The 24,328-nt window shown below is 63.9% G+C and carries 18 protein-coding genes; 15 read left to right on the top strand and 3 right to left on the bottom strand.

Annotated elements, in window-relative coordinates; translation table 11 throughout:
* Positions 1-122: 122 nt before the first annotated feature.
* The 11 genes from rpoZ to parC all read left to right on the top strand — a co-directional run bounded on the left by rpoZ (position 123) and on the right by parC (position 11,015).
* A complete protein-coding gene (gene rpoZ / locus NLM27_RS10575) occupies positions 123-515 on the top strand; it encodes a DNA-directed RNA polymerase subunit omega (protein ID WP_166815658.1) in 393 nt (130 codons plus the stop codon).
* 207 nt (positions 516-722) lie between these two features.
* Entirely contained in the window at positions 723-3,008 is a 2,286-nt protein-coding gene (locus NLM27_RS10580; protein ID WP_254143251.1) for a bifunctional (p)ppGpp synthetase/guanosine-3',5'-bis(diphosphate) 3'-pyrophosphohydrolase, read from the top strand.
* Between the two features lie 45 nt (positions 3,009-3,053).
* Positions 3,054-3,806, top strand: a complete 753-nt coding sequence (locus NLM27_RS10585; RefSeq protein ID WP_254143252.1) for a pyridoxine 5'-phosphate synthase — start codon at positions 3,054-3,056, stop codon at positions 3,804-3,806.
* The gene (gene acpS / locus NLM27_RS10590; protein WP_254143253.1) at positions 3,803-4,222 is read left to right on the top strand and encodes a holo-ACP synthase; all 420 of its coding nucleotides are present in this window, start codon (positions 3,803-3,805) and stop codon (positions 4,220-4,222) included. The genes NLM27_RS10585 and acpS overlap by 4 nt, the downstream gene beginning before the upstream one ends.
* 249 nt (positions 4,223-4,471) lie before the next feature.
* Positions 4,472-5,236: a signal peptidase I gene (lepB, locus tag NLM27_RS10595; RefSeq protein WP_254143254.1), complete on the top strand. Its 765-nt coding sequence runs from the start codon at positions 4,472-4,474 to the stop codon at positions 5,234-5,236.
* The gene (rnc, locus tag NLM27_RS10600; protein WP_254143255.1) at positions 5,233-6,099 is read left to right on the top strand and encodes a ribonuclease III; all 867 of its coding nucleotides are present in this window, start codon (positions 5,233-5,235) and stop codon (positions 6,097-6,099) included. The genes lepB and rnc overlap by 4 nt, the downstream gene beginning before the upstream one ends.
* Positions 6,089-7,015 (top strand): GTPase Era, encoded by a 927-nt coding sequence (era, locus tag NLM27_RS10605; RefSeq protein WP_254143256.1) that lies wholly within the window; start codon positions 6,089-6,091, stop codon positions 7,013-7,015. Before rnc ends, era begins: the two co-directional genes overlap by 11 nt.
* A gap of 20 nt (positions 7,016-7,035) precedes the next feature.
* Positions 7,036-7,416: a hypothetical protein gene (locus NLM27_RS10610; protein ID WP_254143257.1), complete on the top strand. Its 381-nt coding sequence runs from the start codon at positions 7,036-7,038 to the stop codon at positions 7,414-7,416.
* Positions 7,417-7,556: 140 nt separating this feature from the next.
* The gene (gene recO / locus NLM27_RS10615; RefSeq protein WP_254143258.1) at positions 7,557-8,309 is read left to right on the top strand and encodes a DNA repair protein RecO; all 753 of its coding nucleotides are present in this window, start codon (positions 7,557-7,559) and stop codon (positions 8,307-8,309) included.
* Positions 8,310-8,407: 98 nt separating this feature from the next.
* Complete coding sequence (locus NLM27_RS10620; RefSeq protein ID WP_254143259.1) at positions 8,408-8,695, top strand: hypothetical protein; 288 nt, start codon at positions 8,408-8,410, stop codon at positions 8,693-8,695.
* A gap of 61 nt (positions 8,696-8,756) precedes the next feature.
* Complete coding sequence (gene parC, locus NLM27_RS10625) at positions 8,757-11,015, top strand: DNA topoisomerase IV subunit A (protein WP_254143260.1); 2,259 nt, start codon at positions 8,757-8,759, stop codon at positions 11,013-11,015.
* Between the two features lie 43 nt (positions 11,016-11,058).
* Here the strand turns inward: parC and NLM27_RS10630 are convergent, their stop codons facing one another.
* Positions 11,059-15,855, bottom strand: coding sequence for a DUF4082 domain-containing protein (locus tag NLM27_RS10630; RefSeq protein ID WP_375142316.1), 4,797 nt, complete (start codon positions 15,853-15,855; stop codon positions 11,059-11,061).
* Positions 15,856-16,449: 594 nt separating this feature from the next.
* Here NLM27_RS10630 and NLM27_RS10635 point away from each other — a divergent pair.
* Positions 16,450-17,994: a GMC family oxidoreductase gene (locus NLM27_RS10635; RefSeq protein WP_254143262.1), complete on the top strand. Its 1,545-nt coding sequence runs from the start codon at positions 16,450-16,452 to the stop codon at positions 17,992-17,994.
* Between the two features lie 1,129 nt (positions 17,995-19,123).
* Positions 19,124-19,792 (top strand): hypothetical protein, encoded by a 669-nt coding sequence (locus NLM27_RS10640; RefSeq protein WP_254143263.1) that lies wholly within the window; start codon positions 19,124-19,126, stop codon positions 19,790-19,792.
* A 201-nt stretch (positions 19,793-19,993) separates the two neighbouring features.
* Here the strand turns inward: NLM27_RS10640 and chrA are convergent, their stop codons facing one another.
* Together chrA and NLM27_RS10650 are read right to left on the bottom strand one after the other, a co-directional pair.
* The gene (gene chrA / locus NLM27_RS10645; RefSeq protein ID WP_254143264.1) at positions 19,994-21,379 is read right to left on the bottom strand and encodes a chromate efflux transporter; all 1,386 of its coding nucleotides are present in this window, start codon (positions 21,377-21,379) and stop codon (positions 19,994-19,996) included.
* Positions 21,379-22,197 (bottom strand): chromate resistance protein ChrB domain-containing protein, encoded by an 819-nt coding sequence (locus tag NLM27_RS10650; protein WP_254143265.1) that lies wholly within the window; start codon positions 22,195-22,197, stop codon positions 21,379-21,381. Before NLM27_RS10650 ends, chrA begins: the two co-directional genes overlap by 1 nt.
* Positions 22,198-22,393: 196 nt before the next feature.
* Between NLM27_RS10650 and dmeF the strand changes: the two genes are divergently transcribed.
* Both dmeF and NLM27_RS10660 read left to right on the top strand, forming a co-directional pair.
* Complete coding sequence (gene dmeF / locus NLM27_RS10655) at positions 22,394-23,356, top strand: CDF family Co(II)/Ni(II) efflux transporter DmeF (protein WP_254143266.1); 963 nt, start codon at positions 22,394-22,396, stop codon at positions 23,354-23,356.
* An 81-nt stretch (positions 23,357-23,437) separates the two neighbouring features.
* Positions 23,438-24,268, top strand: coding sequence for an N-acyl homoserine lactonase family protein (locus NLM27_RS10660; RefSeq protein WP_254143267.1), 831 nt, complete (start codon positions 23,438-23,440; stop codon positions 24,266-24,268).
* Positions 24,269-24,328: the final 60 nt, after the last annotated feature.

Consider the following 24,328-nt stretch of genomic DNA (forward strand, 5'->3'; position numbering starts at 1 on the left):
GGGGGTATCAGAGCCGTTTGGCGAGGCCAAATCACAAATTGGCCTTGCGAAACCGGCCCGGTCCCTATAACTAGCCCCGATCATCCACATATTTCGTCCCACCCACAGCGGAGCGACAGTCCATGGCTCGCGTCACCGTAGAAGATTGTATCGACAAGGTCGACAACCGGTTTGACCTCGTCCTGCTGGCCGCCCACCGTGCCCGCATGATTTCGTCCGGTTCACAACTAACGGTTGACCGCGATAACGACAAGAACCCTGTTGTGTCTTTGCGCGAAATTGCGGAGACGACCGTTTCGCCGGAGGACCTTCGCGAAGAACTGGTGCACTCGCTCCAGAAGTTCGTCGAGGTCGACGAGCCCGAGCCCGATACGGTGCCGCTGATCGGTTCCGCCGGCGCGAGCGTCGATGCTGATGACACCGAGGTCGCCGTCGAACGCATGACCGAAGAGGAGCTCCTGAAGGGTCTCGAAGGCCTCGCGCCGCCCGAGGAGCAGCCCGAGGAGGACGAGTAAATCGTCCCGTCGCAATCATCGATTTGTTGTGATCTTATCAAGGCCCGAACCATCGTTCGGGCCTTTGCTTTTGTTGGCGTTTTCGTGGTTACCATAGCGTCGTCGGTTCGCACCGCGCCCTGTCACCGAATTGATCGGACGCGCCCTGGATCGGCGTTAAGATGGATGCAGCGGGCCGTCTCCGGGTCCGTTTGAAGGCAGGACGGCATGGTGTATCGGCGCCGGAAACCATTGCAGATGCTGGCCGCAACCGAATCGGTTGCGGTGGTTCCGACTGCGCCGGTGGCGCGTCCGGCGAAGCCACGCACGCGCATGATGCGTCAGTATGACCTCGTCGAGCGCGTCAGGTCCTACAATCCCAACACCAACGAAGACCTGCTCAACCGCGCCTATGTCTACGCGATGAAGGCGCACGGCTCGCAGACCCGTGCCTCGGGCGATCCGTATTTCTCGCACCCGCTCGAAGTGGCGGCGATTCTCACCGACCTCAAGCTCGACGACGCCACCATCGTGGCTGCGCTGCTGCACGACACCATCGAGGACACCGAGGCGACGCGGGCCGAAATCGACCAGATCTTCGGCCCCGAGATCGGCGCGCTGGTCGAGGGGCTGACCAAGCTGAAGCGGCTGGAGCTGGTGTCGCGGGAGGCCAAGCAGGCCGAGAATCTGCGCAAATTGTTGCTGGCCATTGCTGACGATGTCCGTGTGCTTCTGGTCAAGCTCGCCGACCGCCTGCACAACATGCGCACGCTGGATTTCGTGCCGACGGAATCGCGCAGGCGCATTGCCGAGGAGACGCTCGACATCTATGCGCCGCTGGCCGGCCGCATGGGCATGCAGGAAATGCGCGAGGAGCTGGAGGATCTGTCCTTCCGCACCCTCGATCCCGAAGCCTATTCGGTGGTGATGCAGCGGCTCGACGCGCTCGCCGAGCGCAACCGCAACCTGATTGGCGAGATCGAGGACCAGCTCTCCAACAATCTGCGCCATCGGGGCCTCGGCGCGCGGGTCTATGGCCGTCGCAAGAAGCCATTCTCGATCTGGACCAAGATGGAGCGCAAGTCGGTCGGCTTCGAGCAATTGTCCGACATTTTCGGCTTTCGCCTCGTCGTCAACGACATCGAGGCCTGCTATCGCGCGCTCGGCATCGTCCACACCACCTGGCCGGTCGTGCCGGGGCGCTTCAAGGACTACATCTCGACGCCGAAGCAGAACGACTACCGCTCGATCCACACCACGGTGATCGGCCCCGGCAACCAGCGCGTCGAGCTTCAGATCCGCACCGAGGCGATGGACCAGATCGCCGAGCGCGGCATCGCCGCGCACGTCTTCTATAAGGAAGGCGTGGGCTCGCCGACCGAATTCCTCAAGCGCGAGTCCAACGCGTTCGCCTGGTTGCGTCACACCATCGGCATTCTCTCCGAGAGCGCCAACCCGGAGGAGTTCCTCGAGCACACCAAGCTCGAGCTATTCCACGATCAGGTATTCTGCTTCACCCCGAAGGGCAAGCTGATCGCGCTGCCGCGCCATGCCAACGTGATCGACTTCGCCTATGCCGTGCATACCGACGTCGGCAACAGCGCGGTCGGCTGCAAGATCAACGGCAAGTTCGCGCCGCTGTCCTCGGAGCTCCAGAACGGCGACGAGGTCGAAGTGCTGACCTCGGAAGCGCAATCGGCGCCGCCGTCGGCCTGGGAGACGCTCGCGGTCACCGGCAAGGCACGCGCGGCGATCCGGCGCGCCACGCGCACCGCCGTGCGCGATCAATATGCGGGGCTCGGCCGGCGCATCGTCGAGCGCCTGTTCGAGCGCGCCAAGATCGAATATGCCGACGACAAGCTCAAGGGCGCGCTGCCGCGGCTTGCGCGCACCTCGATCGACGACGTCATGGCGGCGGTTGGCCGCGGCGAGATCAAGGCCTCCAACGTCGCGCGCGCGATGTACCCCGACTACAAGGAGGAGCGCGTCGCGCGTTACGGCGTCAAGAAGAGCCTCGCCGCCAAGCTCAAGGAGAAATCGTCGGAGGCGCCGCGCAGCCCGGTCGCGATCCCGATCCGCGGCATCAATTCCGACCTGCCGGTGAAGTTCGCGCCGAACGGCGGCGCGGTGCCCGGCGACCGCATCGTCGGCATCGTCACGCCGGGCGAGGGCATCACGATTTACCCGATCCAGGCGCCGGCCCTGAAGGATTTCGAGGAGGAGCCGGAGCGCTGGCTCGATGTGCGCTGGGACATCGAGGATTCTGCGCCGCAGCGCTTCCCGGCCCGTATCAAGGTCGAGAACGTCAACGAGCCCGGCGCGCTGGCGCAGATCGCGACCGTGATCGCCGAGCACGACGGCAACATCGACAACATCAGCATGCAGCGCCGCTCACCTGATTTCACCGAGACGACGATCGACCTCGAAGTCTACGATCTGAAGCATTTGAGCGCGATCCTGGCCCAGTTGCGCGCCAAGGCGGTTGTCGCCCGTGTCGAACGTGTCAATGGATAGACGCCTCTCGCATGCGTCTGTCCCCCTGATCTTGAGAGCTCTGAAATGCCCGCATCCCCGCTTCGCCTCGGCGTCAATGTCGACCATGTCGCGACCCTGCGCAACGCGCGGGGCGGCCGCAATCCCGATCCGGTGCGCGCCGCGTTGCTGGCGATCGAGGCCGGGGCCGACGGCATCACCGCGCATCTGCGCGAGGACCGCCGGCACATCCGCGACGAGGACATGGCGCGGCTGAAGGCCGAGATCTCCAAGCCGCTCAATTTCGAGATGGCGGCGACCGACGACATGATGCGCATCTCGCTCGCCACCAAGCCGCACGCGGTGTGCCTCGTGCCGGAGCGGCGCCAGGAGGTGACGACCGAGGGCGGTCTCGACGTCGTCGGCCAGCATAACGCGCTGGCACCCTATATCGCGCGGCTGAACGATGCCGGTATCCGCGTCTCGCTGTTCATCGCCGCGGACCCCGCGCAGATCGAGATGGCGGCGCAGCTGCGCGCGCCCGTGATCGAGATCCATACGGGGGCCTGGTGCGATGCCGTCGTCGACGGCCACGCTGAGAAGGCCGAGGCCGAGTGGCGGCGGATCGTGGCGGGGGCAAAGCTGGCCAAGGCTGCCGGGCTGGAGGTCCATGCCGGACACGGGCTCGACTATGCGACGGCGGAGACGATCGCGGCCCTGCCTGACATCATGGAGCTCAACATCGGCTACTACATGATCGGCGAGGCGCTGTTCGTGGGGCTGTCCGAGACGGTGCGCAGCATGCGCGCGGCCATGGACCGCGGCCGGAGCCGGGCATGATCATCGGCATTGGTTCGGACCTGATCGACATCACCCGCGTCGGCAAGGTGATGGAGCGTCACGGCGAGCGCTTCCTCGACCGCATCTTCACCGCCGCCGAGCGCGCCAAGGCGGAGCGGCGGGCCAAGAACGAGAAGATGGTGGTGGCGACCTACGCCAAGCGCTTTGCCGCCAAGGAGGCCTGCTCCAAGGCGCTCGGCACCGGGATCCGGCGCGGCGTCTGGTGGCGCGACATGGGGGTGGTCAACCTGCCGGGAGGGCGGCCGACCATGCAACTGACCGGCGGCGCCCTGGCCCGGCTTCAGGCCCTGACGCCGGAGGGGTTCGAGGCACGGATCGATCTTTCGATCACCGACGACTGGCCGCTCGCGCAGGCGTTCGTCATCATTTCCGCCGTCCCCTTGGTCAAGCCCTGACCGGGGCTGGGGAATCTCATAATTCTTTCGAAATACCAATATCTTATGCAGTTTTGATGCGATCCTTGATTGCGTGGTCTGCGACAACCGTCTAAAAGTCCGCCGATGCAAATCAGGCTGGGTGAATTCGGCTTTACGCCGGAATTGGCCCTCACTATCAGAATCAGGACAATCTCCTTGGGCTGCGAACCGGTGGGCTGTTCGCGGGAGGAGGGCGCTCTGTGACCGCCGGCCGGAATTGAGAGAGCAATGAGCGTGACTTCGGGAACGAAAACTGAGAGCGGCGTCGGCGAAACGATCCGGGTCGTGATCCACGCTCTGCTGATCGCATTGGTGATCCGCACGTTCCTGTTCCAGCCCTTCAACATCCCGTCCGGCTCGATGAAGGCGACGCTGCTGGTCGGCGACTATCTGTTCGTCTCGAAATATTCCTACGGCTACAGCCACTATTCGATCCCGTTCTCGCCGCCACTGTTCTCCGGCCGGATCTGGGGCTCGGATCCCAACCGCGGCGACATCGTCGTATTTCGCCTGCCCAAGGACGATTCCACCGACTACATCAAGCGCGTGATCGGTCTTCCCGGTGACCGCATCCAGATGCGGGACGGTCTGCTCTATATCAACGACACCCCGGTCGAGCGGCAGCGCATGAGCGAGTTCGTCGGGGAGGATCCGTGCGGCTCCGAAGGCGGCGGCATCTCCCGGGTGAAGCGCTGGAAGGAGACGCTGCCGAACGGCGTGTCCTATGAGACGCTCGACTGCGCCGACAACGGCTACATGGACAACACCAACGTCTACACCGTGCCATCAGGCCATTTCTTCATGATGGGCGACAATCGCGACAACTCGACCGACAGCCGCTTCCTCGGCCAGGTCGGCTATGTGCCGCAGGAGAACCTGATCGGCCGCGCCCAGATGATCTTCTTCTCCATCGCCGAAGGCGAGCATGCCTGGATGTTCTGGCGCTGGCCATGGGCGGTGCGCTGGAATCGTTTCTTCAAAATCGTTCGATGAAAGACGAAGCCAAGGATATCGCGACCCAACCGACCGAGGCGCAAGCCGCTCCTGAGGGCGAAGCTGCAACCAAGACGCTTGCGGCCAAGACTCCTGAAACCAAGACTCCTGAAACCAAGACGCCCGCAAAGAAGAAGCGGGCGCGGAGCAGCAAGGCCAAGGGCACGGATGCGAACGCGGCGCTCGAGGCGCGCATCGGCCACCACTTCACTGACCCGAACCTGCTGATGCAGGCGATCACGCATGTCTCGGCGCTGAAGTCCGGGCGCAAGCGCGGCGACAGCTATCAGCGGCTGGAGTTCCTCGGCGATCACGTGCTCGGGCTCGTCGTCTCCGACATGCTCTATCACGCCTTCCCGCACGCCGACGAAGGCGAGCTGTCCAAGCGACTTGCCGAACTCGTGCGCAAGGAAAGCTGCGCCGACGTCGCCAAGTCGCTCGGTCTGCTCGATGACATCAAGCTCGGCTCGGTCGGCCCCAGCGCCGACGCTCGTCTGCGCAAGAGCGTGCTGGGCGACATCTGCGAGGCCGTGATCGGCGCGATCTTCCTGGACGGTGGCCATGCGGCGGCAGCCGAGTTCGTCAAGCGCAACTGGACCGAGCGCATGCACAAGCCGCGCCGTCCCTTGCGCGATCCCAAGACCGTGCTGCAGGAATGGGCTCAGGGGAAGGGGCTGCCGACGCCGGTCTATCGCGAGGTCGAGCGTACCGGCCCGCACCACGATCCGCAGTTCCGTGTCGCCGTGGACCTGCCGGGACTGGCGCCGGCCGAAGGTATCGGCGGCAGCAAGCGCGCGGCAGAGAAGGTGGCGGCGTCAGTGATGATCGAACGCGAAGGCGTTGGCGGCGGCAATGACGGCTGAAGCAAGCGGCGAGGCGCCCACCGCAACGCGCTGCGGTTTCGTTGCGCTGATCGGCGCGCCCAACGTCGGCAAGTCCACGCTGGTCAACGCGCTGGTCGGCGCCAAGGTGACGATCGTCTCGCGCAAGGTGCAGACCACGCGCGCGCTGATCCGCGGCATCGTGATCGAGAACAACGCGCAAATCATCCTGGTCGACACGCCCGGCATCTTCCTGCCCAAGCGCCGGCTCGACCGCGCCATGGTCTCGACCGCCTGGAGCGGGGCGCACGACGCCGATCTCGTCTGCGTGCTGCTTGATGCCAAGACCGGCATCGACGAGGAGGCCGAGGCCATTCTCGCCAAGGCGGCGAGCGTCAATCACGACAAGATCCTTGTCATCAACAAGGTCGACCTGGTCCAGCGTGAGAAGCTGCTGGCGTTGGCGCAGGCCGCCAACGAACGCATGAAGTTCGCGCGGACCTTCATGATAGCGGCGATCTCGGGCGACGGCGTCGACGACATCCGCACGACGCTTTCAGCGATGGTGCCGCCAGGCCCGTTCCTCTATCCCGAGGACCAGATGTCGGACGCGCCGATGCGGCAGTTGGCTGCCGAAATCACGCGCGAAAAAATCTATCAGAAGCTGCACCAGGAATTGCCGTATCAGTCCACGGTCGAGACCGACAAGTGGGAGGAGCGCAAGGACAAGTCGGTGCGCATCGAGCAGACGATCTTCGTCGAGCGCGAGAGCCAGCGCAAGATCGTGCTCGGCAAGGGCGGCGCCACCATCAAGTCGATCGGCGCGGACTCGCGGAAAGAGCTGATGCAGATCCTGGATGTGCCGGTGCATCTGTTCCTGTTCGTCAAGGTGCGCGAGAACTGGGGCGACGATCCCGATCGCTATCGCGAGATGGGCCTGGACTTCCCGAAGGAATAACAAGAAAAGATCGGTTACCGATGAGCGTACCCAGCAACGTCCGGCGCTTCGAAGCGCTGCTCTATGCGTCACTGATGCTGGATGCCCTGTCGGTCGCGGTGCAGGACCGCACGCCCAATGCCGAGATGACCGAGCAGATGATCATGACGGCGACCCTGCTCGCCGGCGGCATGATCCTGCTGCTGGTCTATTTCGTCTGGCTCGCCGCGCATTGGCGCAAGAACTGGCCGCGCTGGGTGCTGGCAGCAGCGCTCGTGCTTTCGGTGATCTCGCTCGGCCAGATCATCGGCGAGAAAGGCATGGAGCTCGACAGCGCCATCGAGATCGTCTCCTGCGTCCTGACCACGATGGGACTCTATTTCTCCTTCACCGGCGACGCCAAGGGCTGGTTCAACGCGTGAGATTTCACGCGGTGCCGTAGGGTGGGCAAAGGCGCGCCCTTGCGCGCCGTGCCCACCATAATCGTGCTGCGGATCAAATTGGTGGGCACGCTTCGCTTTGCCCGCCCTACGATCCCTCGAAATCGGCTAAGCTTCCCCCCATGGAATGGACCGATGAAGGCATCGTGCTGGGGGTGCGGCGGCATGGCGAATCCAGCGCCATCGTCGAGCTCTTGACGCGGGCGCATGGCCGGCATCTTGGTCTGGTCCGCGGCGGCGCGGGCTCGCGGATGCGGCCGCTCTTGCAGCCCGGCAACAGCGTCAGCGCGGTGTGGCGGGCGCGGCTCGACGAGCATCTCGGCACCTACGCGATCGAGGGCCTGAAGCTGCGCGCCGCGACTCTGCTGGGATCGTCCCACGGCGTCTATGGCGTCACCCACCTCGCTTCGATTGCGCGGCTGCTGCCCGAGCGCGATCCGCACGAGGAGATCTTTGCACTGCTCGAACATTCGCTCGATGACTTCGACGATATCGGCGGCGCCGCGGTGCACGTCATCCATTTCGAGCTGGCGATGCTTGCCGAGCTCGGTTTCGGCCTGGCGCTGGAGAATTGTGCGGTGACCGGAGAGACCACCGACCTGATCTATGTCTCGCCCAAATCCGGCGGCGCGGTGTCGCGCGGCGCGGGCGAGCCGTGGCGCGACCGGTTGCTGCGCCTGCCGCCATTTCTACGTCATGGCGAGACTGCGAGCGACCTTACCGAGCAGGATCTCCAGGACGGCTTTCGGTTGACCGGCCTGTTCCTGCTGCGCCATGTGCTGGAACCGCGCGGGCAGGTCCATTCCGACGCAAGGGCCGGCTTCATCAACGCCTTGACGCGGCAGCAGGCGAGGGCGGCAATTTCAGCGCCATGACCTAACCGCGCCTCTGCCTTGCCCTTGACGTGGCGTTCCGCGGGAACAAAATCGGGGCTGTCGAGTTCGCTCTCAGGTTCCACAACGGGGACTGCCAAATGTTGATCAGGGGATTCGCCTTGTCTGCGGCGCTGCTGACGTTTGCGCCCGATGCAACGGCCGGCGAGCCGCAGCCTGGCGTGTTTCGCCGGGCGTCCTGCACCGTCGTCCGGTACTATGTGGCCAAATATTCCGCTGCGGCCGCAGAGACATGGGCGCGGTCTCACGGCGCCACGGAGGCCGAGATCGAGGCCGCCCGCCGCTGTGTAACCAATGCGCCGGCGGCTGCCCAAGCGCCTGGCCAGGCCAAAAACCAGCCTGTGACAGCCGGCTGGGCCGGCCATTAGGCCGCCCACAGGGAACCAATCGATCCTTGCCCGATTCGCTTCCACGGTTTAACCGGGCGGCATGGGAAAACGAATCGTTCCACCGGAAGAGCCGGCCGAAATCCACGAGGTGCGGCTGCAGGAGGCGCTGGAAGAGCGCTATCTCGCTTATGCGCTCTCCACCATCATGCACCGTGCGCTGCCGGACGCGCGCGACGGCCTGAAGCCGGTTCACCGGCGCATCCTCTACGGCATGCGCCTGCTTCGCCTCGACCCCGGTACGGCCTTCAAGAAATCCGCAAAAATCGTCGGCGACGTGATGGGCTCGTTCCATCCGCATGGCGACCAGGCGATCTACGACGCCATGGTGCGCCTCGCGCAGGATTTCTCCTCGCGCTATCCGCTGGTCGACGGCCAGGGCAATTTCGGCAATATCGACGGCGATAACCCCGCCGCCTACCGCTACACCGAAGCGCGCATGACCGACGTCGCGCGGCTTCTGCTCGACGGCATCGACGAGGACGGCGTCGAGTTCCGCGCCAATTACGACGGCCAGTCGAAAGAACCGGTCGTGCTGCCCGGCGGTTTCCCGAACCTGCTCGCCAACGGCGCGCAGGGCATCGCGGTCGGCATGGCCACCTCGATCCCGCCGCACAACGCCGCCGAGCTCTGCGACGCTGCGCTGCATCTGATCGAGAAGCCCGACGCGAAATCCAAGGCGCTCCTGAAGTGGGTAAAGGGCCCGGATTTTCCGACCGGCGGCATCATCATCGATTCCAAGCAGGCCATTGCGGAAGCCTACACGACCGGCCGCGGCTCGTTCCGTGTCCGCGCCAGGTGGGAGCAGGAAGAGGGCGCGCGCGGCACCTGGGTCGTCGTCGTCACCGAGATCCCCTTTCTGGTGCAGAAGTCGCGGCTGATCGAGAAGATCGCCGAGCTTCAGGACCAGAAGAAGCTGCCGCTGGTCGGCGATATCAGGGACGAGTCGGCCGAAGACGTCCGCATCGTGATCGAGCCGAAGTCGAAGAACGTCGATCCCGCCCTGATGATGGAATCGTTGTTCCGGCTGACCGAGCTCGAAAACAAGATTCCGTTGAACCTGAACGTGCTGATCAAGGGCCGCATCCCCAAGGTCGTGGGGCTCGCGGAGTGCTTGCGCGAATGGCTCGACCATCTGCGCGACGTCCTGATCCGCCGCAGCAATTACCGCAAGGCGCAGATCGAGCACCGGCTGGAAGTCCTCGGCGGTTTCCTGATCGCCTATCTGAACATCGACAAGGTGATCAAGATCATCCGTACCGAGGATGAGCCGAAGCCGGCGTTGATGAAGGCGTTCAAGCTCACCGAGGTGCAGGCCGAAGCCATTCTCAACATGCGCCTGCGCAGCTTGCGCAAGCTCGAGGAAATGGAGATCCGCACCGAGGACAAGAACCTCCGCGCCGAGCTCAAAGGCATCAACGCGGTGCTCGCCTCGGAGCCCGAGCAGTGGAAGAAGGTCGGCGAGCAGGTCGGCAAGGTCCGCGACATGTTCGGGCCGAAGACGCCGCTCGGCAAGCGCCGCACCACGTTCGCCGACGCGCCCGAGCACGATCTCGCCGCGATCGAGGAAGCGTTCGTGGAGCGCGAGCCGGTGACGGTCGTGGTCTCCGACAAGGGCTGGATCCGCACCATGAAGGGCCATGTCGAGGATCTCTCGGGGCTTGCCTTCAAGCAGGACGACAAGCTCGGCTTCGCTTTCTTCGCCGAGACCACCTCGAAGCTCCTGCTTTTCGCGACCAACGGCAAGTTCTACTCGCTCGATGTCGCAAAGCTCCCGGGGGGCCGCGGTCACGGCGAGCCGATCCGCCTGTTCATCGACCTCGAGCAGGAGGCCGCGCCCGTCGCGCTGTTCGTCAACAAGGGCGGCCGCAAATTCCTGGTCGCGAGCCACGAGGGCCAGGGCTTTGTCGTCAACGAGGACGATTGCGTCGGCACGACCAAGAAGGGCAAGCAGGTCCTCAATGTCGAGATGCCGAACGAGGCGCGCGCGATCACCGAGGTGCTCGGCGACACGGTCGCGGTCATAGGCGAGAACCGCAAGATGCTGGTCTTCCCGCTCGACCAGGTGCCGGAGATGGCCCGCGGCCGCGGCGTCCGCCTCCAGAAGTACAAGGACGGCGGCCTCTCTGACGTTGCCGTGTTCGACGCCAAGGCGGGCCTCACCTGGAGGGACTCCGCAGGGCGCGAATTCTCGACGTCCATGAAGGAGCTCGCCGAATGGCAGGGCACCCGCGCCGACGCCGGCCGCTTGCCGCCAAAGGGTTTCCCGAAGTCGAATAAGTTCGGCAAGGTGATCGGGTAGCAGACGCAAGCAGATCGCGCCCGTCTAGACGGGCGCGATCCATCTAGCCCGCAAGTTGCGGTCGAAACACAACATCTGCCCAATAGTTGTTGGCACTGAAGCTGTTCGACGGAAACAGTCCTTCGCTGCCGGTGCCGCCGTAGGCATAGACGCCGTTGCCCCCGGCCGCGGTGGTGGACGGCGCCGTCAGCGAACCGCTTGTGACCGGATTGGCGAAGAAGTTGTTGGTCGCCACATAGGCGCCGTCGGTGTGGTACGAGGCGACGTAGGTGGTGTCGGCCGCGATCGCGACTGGCGTCGGCAACGACACGGTCTGCCAGCCACTCGCCGACGTGTTGGTGAAGGTGACGCTGGCGAGCTTGGTGCCGGTTGCGCTCCACAAGTCGAGCAGGTCGGGTCCGGTGTCGTTGGCACTGCGGTAGAACTTGAGCGCGGTGATGTCGCCGGCCATCGACGAGGTGAACTTGACGCCCAGTTCAAGCGGCGAGCCGTCATTGTATTCATTGTGCACCGGCGTGGACGAGCTGAACAGGCTGACCACCTGTTGTGTCGCCGTTACGTCGATGTTGAATGTCTCACTGGCCGCGAGGCCGCCGAGGTCGGTGGCGGACGCCTTGACACTGAACGTGCCGACATTGGCGGAGCCCGGCGTGCCACTGAACGTTCGCGTTGCCGGGTCGAATGTCAGCCAGGTGGGAAGCGCAGAGCCGTCGGAGGCCGTCGCCGCATAGGTGAGGCTGTCGCCGGCGTCGACATCAGTGAAGGTGCCGGCCGGCAGCGCGAGCGAAAACGCCGAGCCGACGACGGCGTTCTGGCCGGCGGTCTGATTAGCCAGCACCGGCGCGTCGTTGGCGCCGTGAATGTTGATCGTCAGCGTCGTCGATGACATGGCGCCGGCCGAATCCCGCATCGTATAGTTGAAGACATCCGACAGCGTGTCGGTCGACTGCCGCAAGGCCTGCACGGCGGAATCGGTCTCGTTGACGGTGTAGGTGTAGTTGCCGGCGGCATCGAAAATGATGCTGCCATGCGCACCGGCGAGCGCCGCGCCGAACGTGCCGTTGCTGGTGCCGAAGCTGACGGCAGTGACCGTTTTGGTGTCGCCGGCATCCGGATCGGTATCGTTGGTGAGGACGTTGCCGCTCGCCGGCGAGCCGCCGGACCCATTGGCAAGGCCTCCTTTCTCGGTCGCATTGCCCGTGTCGGCAACGGCGGTCGGCGTCGTATTGCTGGGGGTACCGCCGCTCGTGGAGAAGACGACGTCTGCCCAGTAGTTGCTGGCGTTCCAGGTGTTGGTCGGGAAGATGCCGGCGGCGCTTGTGCCGCCGTAGGCATAGACGCCGTTGCCGCCGGCCGTGGTGGTCGACGGCGCGGTCAATACTCCGTTGGTGACGGCGGAGGTGAAGTAGTTGTTGGTCACCACGTAGCTGCCATTGGTGTGGTAGGAGACGACATAGGTGGTGTTGGCCGCGATGGAGACCGGCGTTGCCAGGGTCACGGTCTGCCAGCCGCTTGCTGACGTGTTGCTGAAAGTGGCGCTGGCAAGCTTCGTGCCGGTCGCACTCCACAAGTCGAGCAGGTCGGGGCCGGTGTCGCCGGCGCTGCGGTAGAACTTCAGTGCGGTGATGTTGCCAGCCGCCGACGAGGTGAACTTCATGCCGACCTCGAGGGGGGTGCCGTCATTCAAGCTGACTTGCTGCGGCGTATCGGCTGCACTGAAGAGGCTGACCGGCTGCGATCCCGGTGCGACGACATTCAAGTCGACGTTGGCGGTGGCCGTTCCTCCTCGTCCGTCCGAAATCGTGTAACTAAAAGCTGCCGCTCCAAGGTAGCCTGCGTCCGGCGTAAAGGTAATGGTGTTGTTTGCCGGGTTGGGTTGGGTGTTGAGCACCACGGTGCCATGTACGGCGCCGCTCACGGCCGTAATCGTCAGGGCGTCACCATTAGCATCGCTGTCATTGGCGGTCAGGGACGCCGCCGTGATGGTGACAGCCGTGCCTTGCGTGGTCACAACTCCGGAATCGCCGACGGCCACTGGCGCGACATTGGTCATCCCCGTGGATGGGTTGAACATGACGTCCACCCAGAAGTTTGTCGACTGGTACGTATTGGTCGGGTACAGAGCGCTGCTGCCATAGGCGTAGACGCCGTTGCCCTGAGCAGGTGCAGTCAATGGACCATTGGTCACGTCCGTCGTGAAATAATTATTCGTATTGGAGTAGTGGCCGACGTCGGTGTGATACGAGACGGTGTAGATCGTTCCAGGAGTGATAGTCACCGGTGTGGAAAAAAGGGCGCTCTGCCAGCCACTCGCTGTTTCATTTGTGAAGGTGACCGTAGCGAGCTCCACACCTGTACTTGACCAAAGCTCGCCGGTGTGGGTCCCGGTATCCTCACTGCTCTTGTAGAAGCGAATACCGCTAACGGTACCCGCGACAGAGGAATCGAACCTGACGCCTAGCTCGACAGGGCTGGCGTCGAGGGTGTTCAGAGTCGCAGGAGTCGCCGAGCCCGAAAACAGCGTGAGATAGGAGGGCGCAGTGACGGTGACCGTGCGCCCCGCCGACGGCGTTTCCAGATTGATACTGTCGTCAACGGCGCGCGTGAGAATGGTGTAGGTGCCGGCAACCTGAGGGGACCAGGCGTAGGTCCATGTTGCCTCTCCTGTTACCGGATGCCAGCTCGCGCCATTATCGGTTGAAATTTCCACGCCAGCGATGACGCCCCCAACGTCTGTCGCCGTGCCGGTGATCGTGACAGAGCTCTGCGCGGTCACCGTGCCCGGGTCGTTGATGACGGAAACCGGTGCGGTATGGTCGGTCGAAGGTTGCCCAGTGATCAGCCCCGATTGAAGCGTTCCCGGTTGAACGCCCATATCGGCGAACAGGTTGACCATTGCCTGCTGGACGCGCGGATCGACCGGGGTCTCTTCCTTGTCGTGGTTGGCGCTGAGTGCCCAGGGCCAATAGACCGTCCCCGCGCCGAAAACCAATGCGCCGCTGGGGGCTCGATACAGTGTGAGGTTGTGCGTCGCAGTTCCCGGACCGACCGTGCTTCCGTAGTCGAGAAGATAAGTGCTGACGTCAACCGTCGTTGAGGAAAGCCGCACCAGCCCAGCCGGATCGAAGCCGTTGTCGGGCGCTGTGTCCCATTCATAGCCGAGGTAGTTTGTGTTCAACGACGCTGTCTGACCAGGCTGCAGGTCCGCGATGCTGGTGTTTCGCCAGAAGCGTAAGTCAGCGTCCGCGTAGGGAATCGTAATCGTACCCAGGTTTGTGCCGACGTCGTCGACCTGGAACAGCGTACCGGTGAGTGAATTTTCCGGGTCGCCACCACCAACAGCAGGTGGGCTGAAGCGCGGGTCGCGGAACGTGCCCGTCCACTGGTCGGTGGGATCGATCGGAGCGTTTGCCCAGGTTTCCTTGTAGCTGATCAAGGTGCGGTAAGGCGTACCGTCGCTGCTGATGCTGTTGCCCCAACGCGTCCGCCAGTAGACCTCGTTTCCGCTCCAGAACTCCAGGTTGACACCGGCGTCGCGCGCGGCTTCGACATTCGCCCGCTGCTGACCTGACCAATATTCGTCGTGACCGGCGTCAAGGTAGACCTTGTGGTTCAGCAACAGACTGCCGTAACGGTCGACGTCGAGCCCGCTCATGTAGGAGACGTCGTAGCCGTTCTCCTCCAGCCAGGAGATTGCCGAATACTCGGCGCCGAAGAGGTAGTCCTGGGGACCGGCGTATGTTCCAACGCCGCCACGCGTCGCGATGGGCCGGTTATAGCTGACCGCATAGGCCCGTCCGGCACCCTGACCTTGCGCCGGACCATCGCCGCCATAGAAATTCGCGCCGCCCCAGCCGTTGTAGGCCTGCCAGGTTTCGTCGGAAGTTTGGAACACGATATCGCTGTGACTGCTGTCATCGCGCACGATGAACGGAATCTGGTTCTCGCCTGAAGTACCGTCCAAGCGAGTCAGTTTCGCGATGTACACCCCCGATACGGCGTCCGCTGGAACGTCCCACGATGCCGAGACAGACCAATTGCCCGCGTCGACCAGTCCCGTGGTCGGGTCAGTCAGCGGCGCCGGCTGAGACTGGACGCCGGTGTGATCGATCGACGCAACTTTTCTGGCGCCCATGCCGCCATAATAGCCCAGGCGATAGATATCGATCCTGTAGTGATCTGAATCCGTATTGATCTTGAAGCTGACGGTCGTGCCGTGGTCCACGCTGATGTCGGTCGCGAAGCCTTCGATGTTCGAGTCACCCGCGCCATCGATTCCCCACTCGCTCTCCGGATTACCGGGCTTTTGATTTTCCAGCACGATGGGGTTGATCGCGGTGGGCGCTGCCAGCAGGGTTGCCGCCGCGGTCTGCGGCGCGACCGCAGTCGTAACGGGGCCGGCCAGGATTCCGATCTGTCCAACTGGTCCAGTGCCGCTTCCGCCGCCGGGCAACGCGCCATTCCAGTTCGTCACGGGCACGACATTCACCGTGGACATCGGGTCGCTCATCGAAGCGGTTGGAAGGCCCGATGAACCCGTCGCGATGTGATCGGCGGCACCCGGTGCGCCTGCACCGTAGGATTGACCTGCCAGAGCACTATGCTTGCTGGCTGGGGTCTGTGCGAGCACCTGGAGTGGGCAGTTGACGTAGCCGCACGTGCCACAGCAAGGACTGCCGCTTGCCGGCAGGGTCATGGATACCGGAGGCGCGGAGCCAGCCTCTGACACGGCATTCGCGGATTGAGCCGGCCAGTGATTTGTAAGCGAACTCGAAGCCGGAGGCTCAGCGGCGCCCGGTAACGTATCGATGTTGCCGCTCTGCAAAGGCGGACGGTCCACGCTGCCGCTCGAAGAGATCGGCGGCACGTTCGCCAAAGATCCCCCGCAAGGAATGTTCGCGAGATTTATGTCCATGGACGTGCGGCGATACAACGCAGTGCCCGGAGCGATTTGTCCAATTGCGGCGCTGCCAATTCTTTGGCCTGATTCCCGCAACCTTTTTTTGGCTGTCTCGACACGCGATTGTCCGACGCCAAAGAAGGAATTGTTGTCTTGCATGGCAACCTCGTCGCGGCACAGCTGGGCGGGAAGGACTCCCGGTTGAGTATTAAATAAATTAATAAAAAATTAAACCGGCGTCGAATAATTTTAAATGCCGAGAATTAGAATTATTCTAAATGGGGTCCTCGACGGGCCAAGATATTCTGTTTGTTGTGGAAATGGACGCCGTCATCTGTAGATCCGGCCCGCGTTTTGCGAGTCCGCTAATGCGCCGGGCCAAGAGGGACGGCTTGAGCGTCTATGGCGTCGGCGCTGGCGCCCTTGATGATCCGGGCTCGCCGTGGGGGAGTTCGCCCGGCTGGTCCGCGCGCCCCTTGCGCGGCCTGATACCCTCTGCCACCCCCGTCTTCTGAATCGTCGAGAAGTAATGCGATGTACGATGTCATTGTCGTCGGCGGCGGCTCCGCCGGCGCCGCGGTTGCGGCGCGGCTCTCCGAGGATCCCGCACGGCGCGTCCTGCTGCTCGAAGCGGGGCTGGATTGGCGCGCCATTGATGCGCCCTGGGAGGTGAGGACGCCGAATCCCATCCCGATCATCCACAAGCGCGAGTACCAGGAGAAATGGCAGTGGCCCGATCTCCTGACGCGCCGGGTGGCGGAGCAGGAGCCGCGCTTCTATTGGCGCGGCAAGGGGCTCGGCGGCTCATCGATGATGAACGGCCAGATCGCCATCCGCGGCGTTGCCGACGCATTCGACCAATGGGCCGCCCATGGCTGCACCGGCTGGTCGGCCAGGGAGGTGATGCCGCTGTTCTCCGTGATCGAGGACGATCTGGAATTCGGCGACGCAGCAGGCCACGGACGCGGCGGGCCGCTGCCGGTCTATCGCGCGCCTCCGCAAGAATGGGGGCCGATCGATCGCGGCTTGCGCGATGCGGCGCTGGCGAGCGGCTATCCCTGGTGCGCCGACCTCAACGGCCCCGATGGCGAGGGCGTCGCCTGCTATCCCATCAACAGCCGCGACAGCCGCCGCATCACGACCAATGAGGGCTATCTCGAGCCCGCGCGCGGCCGCGCCAATCTCGAAATTCGCGGCCATGCGCTGGTCGATCGCGTGCTGATCAGCGACGGCCGGGCGACTGGCCTGCGCGTCCATATCGAGGGGCAGAGCACCCACGAGATCAGCGCGCGCCAGATCGTGCTCTGCGCCGGCGCGATCCACAGCCCGGCGATCCTGCTGCGCTCGGGCATCGGGCCGGCGGAGGAATTGAAGGCGATGGGGATTGCGGTGGAGCACGATTTGCCGGTGGGCAAGCACTTCTTCGACCACCCGTTGTTTCGCGCCACCATTCAGCTCCACGAACATCTCCGGCCCACCGATCCCGACACCCGCCACACCAATTGCTGCGTGACCTATTCCTCGGGCCTCTCCGATGGCGGCAAGCGCGACATGATCCTGATCGCCTTCAACCACCGCGGCATCGGCATGCCCGGGGCGATCGGGGCCGGGCTGTTCAACGCCTATTCGCGCGGCACGCTCAAGCTCGCTTCGACCGACCCCGCGATCGATCCTGTTGTCGAGGAGAACATGCTGGCTGATCCCCGCGACATGCTGCGCATGATGGATGCGGTGAAGCGTCTTGCCGTGATCACCTCGCAGCCGGCGCTATCAGGGATCGCCGACTGGATCAGGTTGACCGACACAGATCTGACTCTGCCGCAAGCTGCGGCCTTGCCGGTTCACGAGCTCGATGCGCTGCTGCGCCGTGAGACCGGCGACATCCAGCATGCCGCGGGCAGTTGCCGCATGAGCGGCTTCGGGGATGCCGATGGCGTGGTCAATCCTGACGGCACGGTGAAAGGCATCGCGGGCCTGCGCGTCGCCGACGCCTCGATCATGCCATCCGACTGTCGCGCCAACACCCACTTCACGACGGTGGTGATTGGCGAGGCAATCGCGCGGATGATGATGCGGTAGGCGGCTGCTGCACCAGCTCGCGCAGCAGAGTGACGGTGAGGTGGTGCTCGCGGCTCCCTCCGCGTCATTGCGAGCGCAGCGACACAATCCAGGATCTTTCCGCGGAGGGACTCTGGATTGCTTCGTCGCAAGGGCTCCTCGCAATGACGGATCAAATGGCGGGTCATCGCTCTCCAATTCGCATTTCAAACAGCAGACAGACCGTCGCATTCTCGCGGCGCGCCTCGCCCGAGTTTTGCTCCACGTGCCGCCCTCGGAAAGCCGAGGGCGCAGGGAAGGCCGGGCGCCGGCGGGCACCCGCAAGTCCGTGCGCGACAGAAATGCACACGGGGTGGACCACAGGTGCTGCCGGTCGCCCGGCCTTCCCTGCGCGAATGGTTTTAACGGTGTCCTTCGTGCTCTCCCCGGGGAGCGATGCACTATTGCCCCCGTCGCCTTGCGGATGGCTGACGCGCGCGCCCGGTTGGGCCGCCACATCACCGCAAGCCTTGACGCACAGACCCCGGGCGTCAGGACCACACGACTTCTCCGTCCGCGCACGTCTTCGCATGTCGCTTCGAGAGCTGGCGTGTGCTCACGCCCGAAGCCATGCGAAGACACTGTCGGCGTCGTGTCGTCGGCGCGAAGCGATTGCTCACGGCCGAAGCCGCCCTGCAATGCCTGTTACGCCCGACGCCGTCGCGTCCATCGCTGCCCAGCCCGCGGTTCGTGACGATCGCGATCCGCCCCTTGTCTCGGGCCAGGGTGTTTCGCTTGTACGACAAATCCGAATTTCGGTAAAGTGGAATATTTGCGACGATGGGCTTGACAGGCGGTGCCGCCGGGTGTCCGCGGCTGTTTTGTCCGACCGGAGTGCGCGTCCATGGTGAGCTTTCGCCTGGAGGGCGTGTACTCATAAACGTCAGATTTCGAGGACAAAGCGGAAGTCGCTCCGCCCGGCCGGCATCGACGGCTTCTTGGACCCGCACCGGAAGCTGACCGAGTGCGTGTATGAACCATTTGAATTGTGACCCCGACCAAGGGTCGGAAGAGGGTTCGGGGAAATAGCGATAGGCTAGATCCCGACGCTCCAGAAGCGAATCGGGCGATTGAAGAAAGCTTTGAGCCCAAAGTGATGAGCAATTGAGCTATGCAGAAGCGCTCAACCTTCAATGTAAGGCAATTCGGAGTTGATGGTCGAAAGACGCTCTTCTTATTGCTTCTCCTTTTCGCGATCCCCGCGGACGGCTGCTCCGCGCAGACACCTCCGCCCCCAGTCAGCGAACATGCGTTCGAGCGCGTGCCTCCGACAGTCGTGAAGAGATTGGCGACCCGCTTTTCGCTAGGCGCATTCGCCGGCCGCTTCGAGAAGACCCGGCTCGGCGCGGTTCGCGAAGCCGTGGGCAAAGGGGCCATCCAACATCAGGGCGACGCCGGAGATAGTGTCTATTGGCTGTGCTACAGGCGCGCGCAGCATCGACTATGGGTCGTGTCCAGCGGAGAGATGGGCGGCCCGGACCATTTCGTCACAGAAGTCGTTGAAGAGCTCACTGAGAAAGACACCGAGACCTCGACCGATTGCGCCATCATCCCGGAAAACTTCGCGCCCCTCGTCTTCGACGGCAAGCTGCAATTAGGTATGTCGCGTTTGGAGGTAGTCGCGGCGCTGGGACCGCCGTCGAAGTCGGAAGCTGCTCAGATCGTGTATTCTCACCAGGGAAAGCTCGCAGACGGTTTTGATGAGACCGCATGGCTCATTCTCCGATTTCGTGAGGAAAAGCTCGTGTCCATGCGTGGCGGCAAGACCACGACGAATTGAAGTGGCTGCTATCCGCTCAATCTGGCGCTAAAAGAGACGTTGTCTCTCGATCATGAAGCAGACGCCACTTCGGCGCCGCCAAGGTCCGCAATTACGGCTTTGCTGGCCCTTATGCGGGCTTGAGGGTTTGCATCGGGATCAGCTTGGCCAGCTTGCGAAGGTTCTGAGCGGTGGCTGCGAGGGCGGACGCAAGTCCGCGACTTAGATCACCCCCACCACTCGCAACGCCACGCCGGCGGCGCAGCTGCCCGCGAGTACTGTCAGCATGCCGAGCTTGAAGCGGAAGATCGCGGTTGCTGCCGCGATCGATAGCACGAGTGCAGGAATATCGACGCTCTTCAGCACGGGCATATCGAAATCCAACGGAAACGCGTGCACCGGCACGGTCTCGCGGAACAGCGTGTGCAGCGCGAACCAGATCGAGAGGTTGAGGATCACGCCGACGACAGCGGCGGTGATTGCACTGAGAGCACCGGCAAGACCGGTGTTGCCGCGCAGGCGCTCGATATAGGGCGCGCCGACGAAGATCCAGAGGAAGCAGGGCGTGAAGGTGACCCAGGTCGCGAGCAGGCCGCCGAACGTGGCCGCGAGCATTGGCGACAAGCCGCTTGCATCGCGATAGGCTGCCATAAAGCCCACGAACTGGAGCACCATGATCAGCGGGCCCGGCGTGGTCTCGGCCATGCCGAGGCCGTCCAGCATCTCGTGCGGCTTCAGCCAGTGATAGTGCTCGACCGCCTGCTGGGCGACATAGGCCAGCACGGCGTAGGCGCCGCCAAAGGTGACCAGCGCCATCTTCGAGAAGAACAGCGCGATCTGGCTGAACACGCTGGCCTGCCCGAGGATCAAAAGCAGCGCGGCCACCGGCACGAGCCAGAGCGCAAGCCACACCGCACCGACGAGGATCGTGCGCGCGGTGTTGGGACGCACGTGCTCGGGCACGGCTTCGCCGAGCATGCTGTCGATGAGAGCTGTGCTCCCGCCATGGCCATGACCGGCGGGAGCGAATTCCGGCCGACCGGCGCGCGCACCGGCATAGCCGATCACGCCGGCGGCGATGATGATGATCGGGAAGGGGACCGCAAAGAAGAAGATCGCGACGAAGGCCGCGGCCGCGAGCGCGATCATGATGCGGTTCTTCAGCGCGCGCTTGCCGACGCGCACCACGGCCTCGACGACGATGGCGAGCACGGCGGCTTTGAGCCCGAAGAACAGCGCCTCGACGAAGCTGACATTGCCGTAGACGGCGTAGATGTAGCTGAGGCCCATGATGGCGATGATGCCGGGAAGGATGAACAGCCCGCCCGCCATCAGCCCGCCGGCGGTGCGATGCATCAGCCAGCCGATATAGGTCGCGAGCTGCTGCGCCTCAGGTCCCGGCAGCAGCATGCAGTAGTTCAGCGCGTGCAGGAAACGTGCCTCGGAGATCCACTTCTTCTCCTCGACCAGGATCCGGTGCATGACCGCGATCTGGCCCGCGGGCCCGCCGAAGCTCAAGGACGCGACGCGGAGCCAGACGTGAAAGGCCTCGCCGAAGCTGATGCCGTGACCGGCATCAGCTTCAGCCTGGTCGCTACGGGTATCCATTACGCCTTCACCTTGTTGGTCGGCCAGTTGTGGGTCTCGGCCGTCGCATCGCGGCACCAGCGGTAGAAGGCATCATAGAGCAGCATGCCGGCCTCGAGCTGCTCGAGATCGTCATCGTACATCCGCGACAGCCCGAGCGAGGCCGCGAGCAGTCCGGGCGCCTCCGGCGCGAGATCCGGCCGCGCGGTGTCGGCGCCGCGCACCAGCGTCGCGAGCCGGAGCAAAGGCGGCGTCGCGATGCCGAATTCCTCGATCATGACGTCGAAAGTGCAGAGCTCGCCGCGGTGGCTCCAGAACACGTTCTCGATGTCGAAGGGCGCTGCACCGAAGCGTTCGCCGACGGCGACCACCTCGGACGGTGCCACATAGAGGAACACCGCGTTGGGATCGACGAAGCGGCGGATCAGCCAGGGGCAGGCGATACGGTCGACCTTCGGCCGTGCCCGGGTCACCCAGATGGTGCGTCCCTTGGCGTCGCGCGGCGGCAGCTTGCGGGAGTCGAGCAGCGGCAGCTTTGCCGCCTTCCAGCCCTCGAAGCCGCCCTCCAGCGTCTCCGCCTCCACGCCGAGCTGGCGCAGCCAGGCCGCCGTGCCCTGCGCGAGCTTTTCGCCGCGAAGGCACGAGACGATGGCCCGGCGGCCTGCGAGGTCGCCGCCCCAGTCCGTCACATTGTCGTGGCTGAGCTTGAGGAAGCCTGGGATCAGCCGCCGGTCGGCGGCAAAATCCTCCTCAGTGCGTACATCGATCAGGACAGGCGCGTTTGCCGTGCCGATCAGCCGTGCCAATTTGTCAGATGATATGGTCGTGAACGTTGACATGATGCGTCCTCGCATAAACCGAACGGGACGCGATACTTGGGCATGTCGCCTCGTGGGGAGATCGCTCAAATCCCCATGGACCAATTACAGCTAAACTAAGCTGAACTGTCAATCCGCGGGACGATTGGGCCTTAGAGAATTGGTGCCCACCGGTCTATAGTGCACGCCAACAGAGCTGAATCTTCTGGAGAATTCGATGCATTCCCACTCCATTGAACAGTGGACCCATGACCATGCCTTTCTCGGCGAGAAGCACGACGAGAATGAGCGGCGCACCTGGCTCGTGGTCGTCCTGACGCTGGTCATGATGGTCGGCGAGATCGTCGCCGGCTCGCTGTTCGGATCGATGGCGCTGCTGGCCGACGGCTGGCACATGGGCACGCATGCGGCCGCGCTCGGCATCGCCGCCTTTGCCTATCGTTTTGCGCGCCGGCATCTGGGGAATGCGCACTTCACCTTCGGCACCGGCAAGTTCGGGGATCTCGCCGCCTTCTCCAGCGCCATCATCCTCGGCCTGATCGCCGTCGAAATCGCCTATGAGAGCGTGCTGCGGCTGATCACGCCGGTGCCGATCGTCTATGGTGAGGCGATCGCGGTCGCAGCTCTCGGGCTTTGCGTCAACCTCGCCAGCGCGTGGCTCTTGCGCGGCAGTCATGATCATCACCATCACGGCCACAGCCATGCGCATGATCACCACGACGATCATGACCACGACCACGATCATCACCACCATCACCACGACAACAATCTTCGCGCGGCCTATGTCCACGTCATGGCGGATGCGGCGACCTCGGTGCTGGCGATCGCGGCGCTCGTCGTCGCCATGTTTTCAGGCTGGGTCTGGGCCGATCCGGCGGTCGGCCTGATTGGCAGTGCCGTGATCGCGAGCTGGGCGTTCGGCCTGATCAAGTCATCAGGCGCGGTGCTGCTCGACGTGCGCGCCGACGAGAAGCTGGAGCGGGTGATCCGGGCGCGGATGGAGATCGGCGAGGATCGCGTCACCGATTTGCACCTCTGGCAGGTCGGGCCCGGCCACTGCGCCGTGCTGCTCTCGGTGGTGTCGGACCAGCCGAAGCAGCCGGCCGTCTACAAGAGGCGGCTTACGGGGCTGAAGGGGCTGAGCCACGTCACCGTCGAGGTCGAGACCTGCCCGCATTGACCGGCTTTGCGGGAATTCTGCGGACGCGCCGGGGTTGATCTCGGTCGTGGCCTGAACAAGGCCGACAAGGAGAGGACAAACATGACGTCCAGAATTGCGCTCGCACTCGCTATCGCCGCACTCGCTCTATCCAGCCCCGCGGCATTCGCACAATCGGAAAAGTCCGGCGTCGAAAAGCTCTATGTGCTGAATTGCGGCGAGGGCACCGCCGGCGACATCTCGCGCTGGACGCCCGGACTGAACGAGGGCAAGACGATGGACTTCGTCGACGGCTGCTATCTCGTCAAGCACGCCAAGGGTTGGTTCCTGTGGGATACCGGCATTGCCGATTCCGTCGCCGCGATGCCCAATGGTCTCACACCCGCCGATCCCAAGGCCGTCACCTGGCGCCGGCCGAAGACGCTTGCCGCCCAGCTCGAACAGCTCGGTCTCAAGCCTGATGATATCAAGGCGATGGCCGTCTCGCATACGCATCCGGACCATATTGGCAATGTCGAGCTGTTTCCGCAGGCCATGCTCTACGTGCAGAAGGCCGAATATGATTGGCCCGCCGCCAACAACGAGCCGCGCTTCAAGTCGTCACATCCGGTCGAGCAGCTGTCGGGCGACAAGGACGTGTTCGGCGACGGCAGCGTGACCATTCTATCCACGCCCGGGCACACGCCGGGACACCAGTCGCTGCTGGTGAAGCTGCCAAAGACCGGCGCGGTGATCCTGTCCGGCGATGCCGTGCACTTCAAGGACAATTGGGACAACCGCCGCGTGCCCGGCATGAACGTCAACAAGGACCAGAGCGCGGCCTCGATGCAGAAGATCGCCGACACGCTCGCCAGGGAAAAAGGGCAGCTCTGGATCAACCACGACAAAGCCCAGCGCGACAGCCAGAAGATGTCACCGGAGTTTTACGACTAGTTCTGCGTGAGCCCCTGTTGCCACACCGGTGGCAGCAGGGATGTGCTAGCCGCTCCGGGA

The organism is Bradyrhizobium sp. CCGB12 (assembly GCF_024199845.1).
Taxonomy (GTDB): Bacteria; Pseudomonadota; Alphaproteobacteria; order Rhizobiales; family Xanthobacteraceae; genus Bradyrhizobium.

Excerpts from the sequence above, each read along its gene's own strand:
- NLM27_RS10580 (WP_254143251.1), top strand. The coding sequence starts at position 723 with ATGGTGTATCGGCGCCGGAAACCATTGCAGATGCTGGCCGCAACCGAA.
- parC (WP_254143260.1), top strand. The coding sequence starts at position 8,757 with ATGGGAAAACGAATCGTTCCACCGGAAGAGCCGGCCGAAATCCACGAG.
- NLM27_RS10650 (WP_254143265.1), bottom strand. The coding sequence starts at position 22,197 with ATGTCAACGTTCACGACCATATCATCTGACAAATTGGCACGGCTGATC.
- dmeF (WP_254143266.1), top strand. The coding sequence starts at position 22,394 with ATGCATTCCCACTCCATTGAACAGTGGACCCATGACCATGCCTTTCTC.
- NLM27_RS10640 (WP_254143263.1), top strand. The coding sequence starts at position 19,124 with ATGCAGAAGCGCTCAACCTTCAATGTAAGGCAATTCGGAGTTGATGGT.
- acpS (WP_254143253.1), top strand. The coding sequence starts at position 3,803 with ATGATCATCGGCATTGGTTCGGACCTGATCGACATCACCCGCGTCGGC.
- chrA (WP_254143264.1), bottom strand. The coding sequence starts at position 21,379 with ATGGATACCCGTAGCGACCAGGCTGAAGCTGATGCCGGTCACGGCATC.
- NLM27_RS10635 (WP_254143262.1), top strand. The coding sequence starts at position 16,450 with ATGTACGATGTCATTGTCGTCGGCGGCGGCTCCGCCGGCGCCGCGGTT.
- lepB (WP_254143254.1), top strand. The coding sequence starts at position 4,472 with ATGAGCGTGACTTCGGGAACGAAAACTGAGAGCGGCGTCGGCGAAACG.
- NLM27_RS10660 (WP_254143267.1), top strand. The coding sequence starts at position 23,438 with ATGACGTCCAGAATTGCGCTCGCACTCGCTATCGCCGCACTCGCTCTA.
- rnc (WP_254143255.1), top strand. The coding sequence starts at position 5,233 with ATGAAAGACGAAGCCAAGGATATCGCGACCCAACCGACCGAGGCGCAA.
- NLM27_RS10620 (WP_254143259.1), top strand. The coding sequence starts at position 8,408 with ATGTTGATCAGGGGATTCGCCTTGTCTGCGGCGCTGCTGACGTTTGCG.
- NLM27_RS10585 (WP_254143252.1), top strand. The coding sequence starts at position 3,054 with ATGCCCGCATCCCCGCTTCGCCTCGGCGTCAATGTCGACCATGTCGCG.
- era (WP_254143256.1), top strand. The coding sequence starts at position 6,089 with ATGACGGCTGAAGCAAGCGGCGAGGCGCCCACCGCAACGCGCTGCGGT.
- NLM27_RS10610 (WP_254143257.1), top strand. The coding sequence starts at position 7,036 with ATGAGCGTACCCAGCAACGTCCGGCGCTTCGAAGCGCTGCTCTATGCG.
- recO (WP_254143258.1), top strand. The coding sequence starts at position 7,557 with ATGGAATGGACCGATGAAGGCATCGTGCTGGGGGTGCGGCGGCATGGC.
- rpoZ (WP_166815658.1), top strand. The coding sequence starts at position 123 with ATGGCTCGCGTCACCGTAGAAGATTGTATCGACAAGGTCGACAACCGG.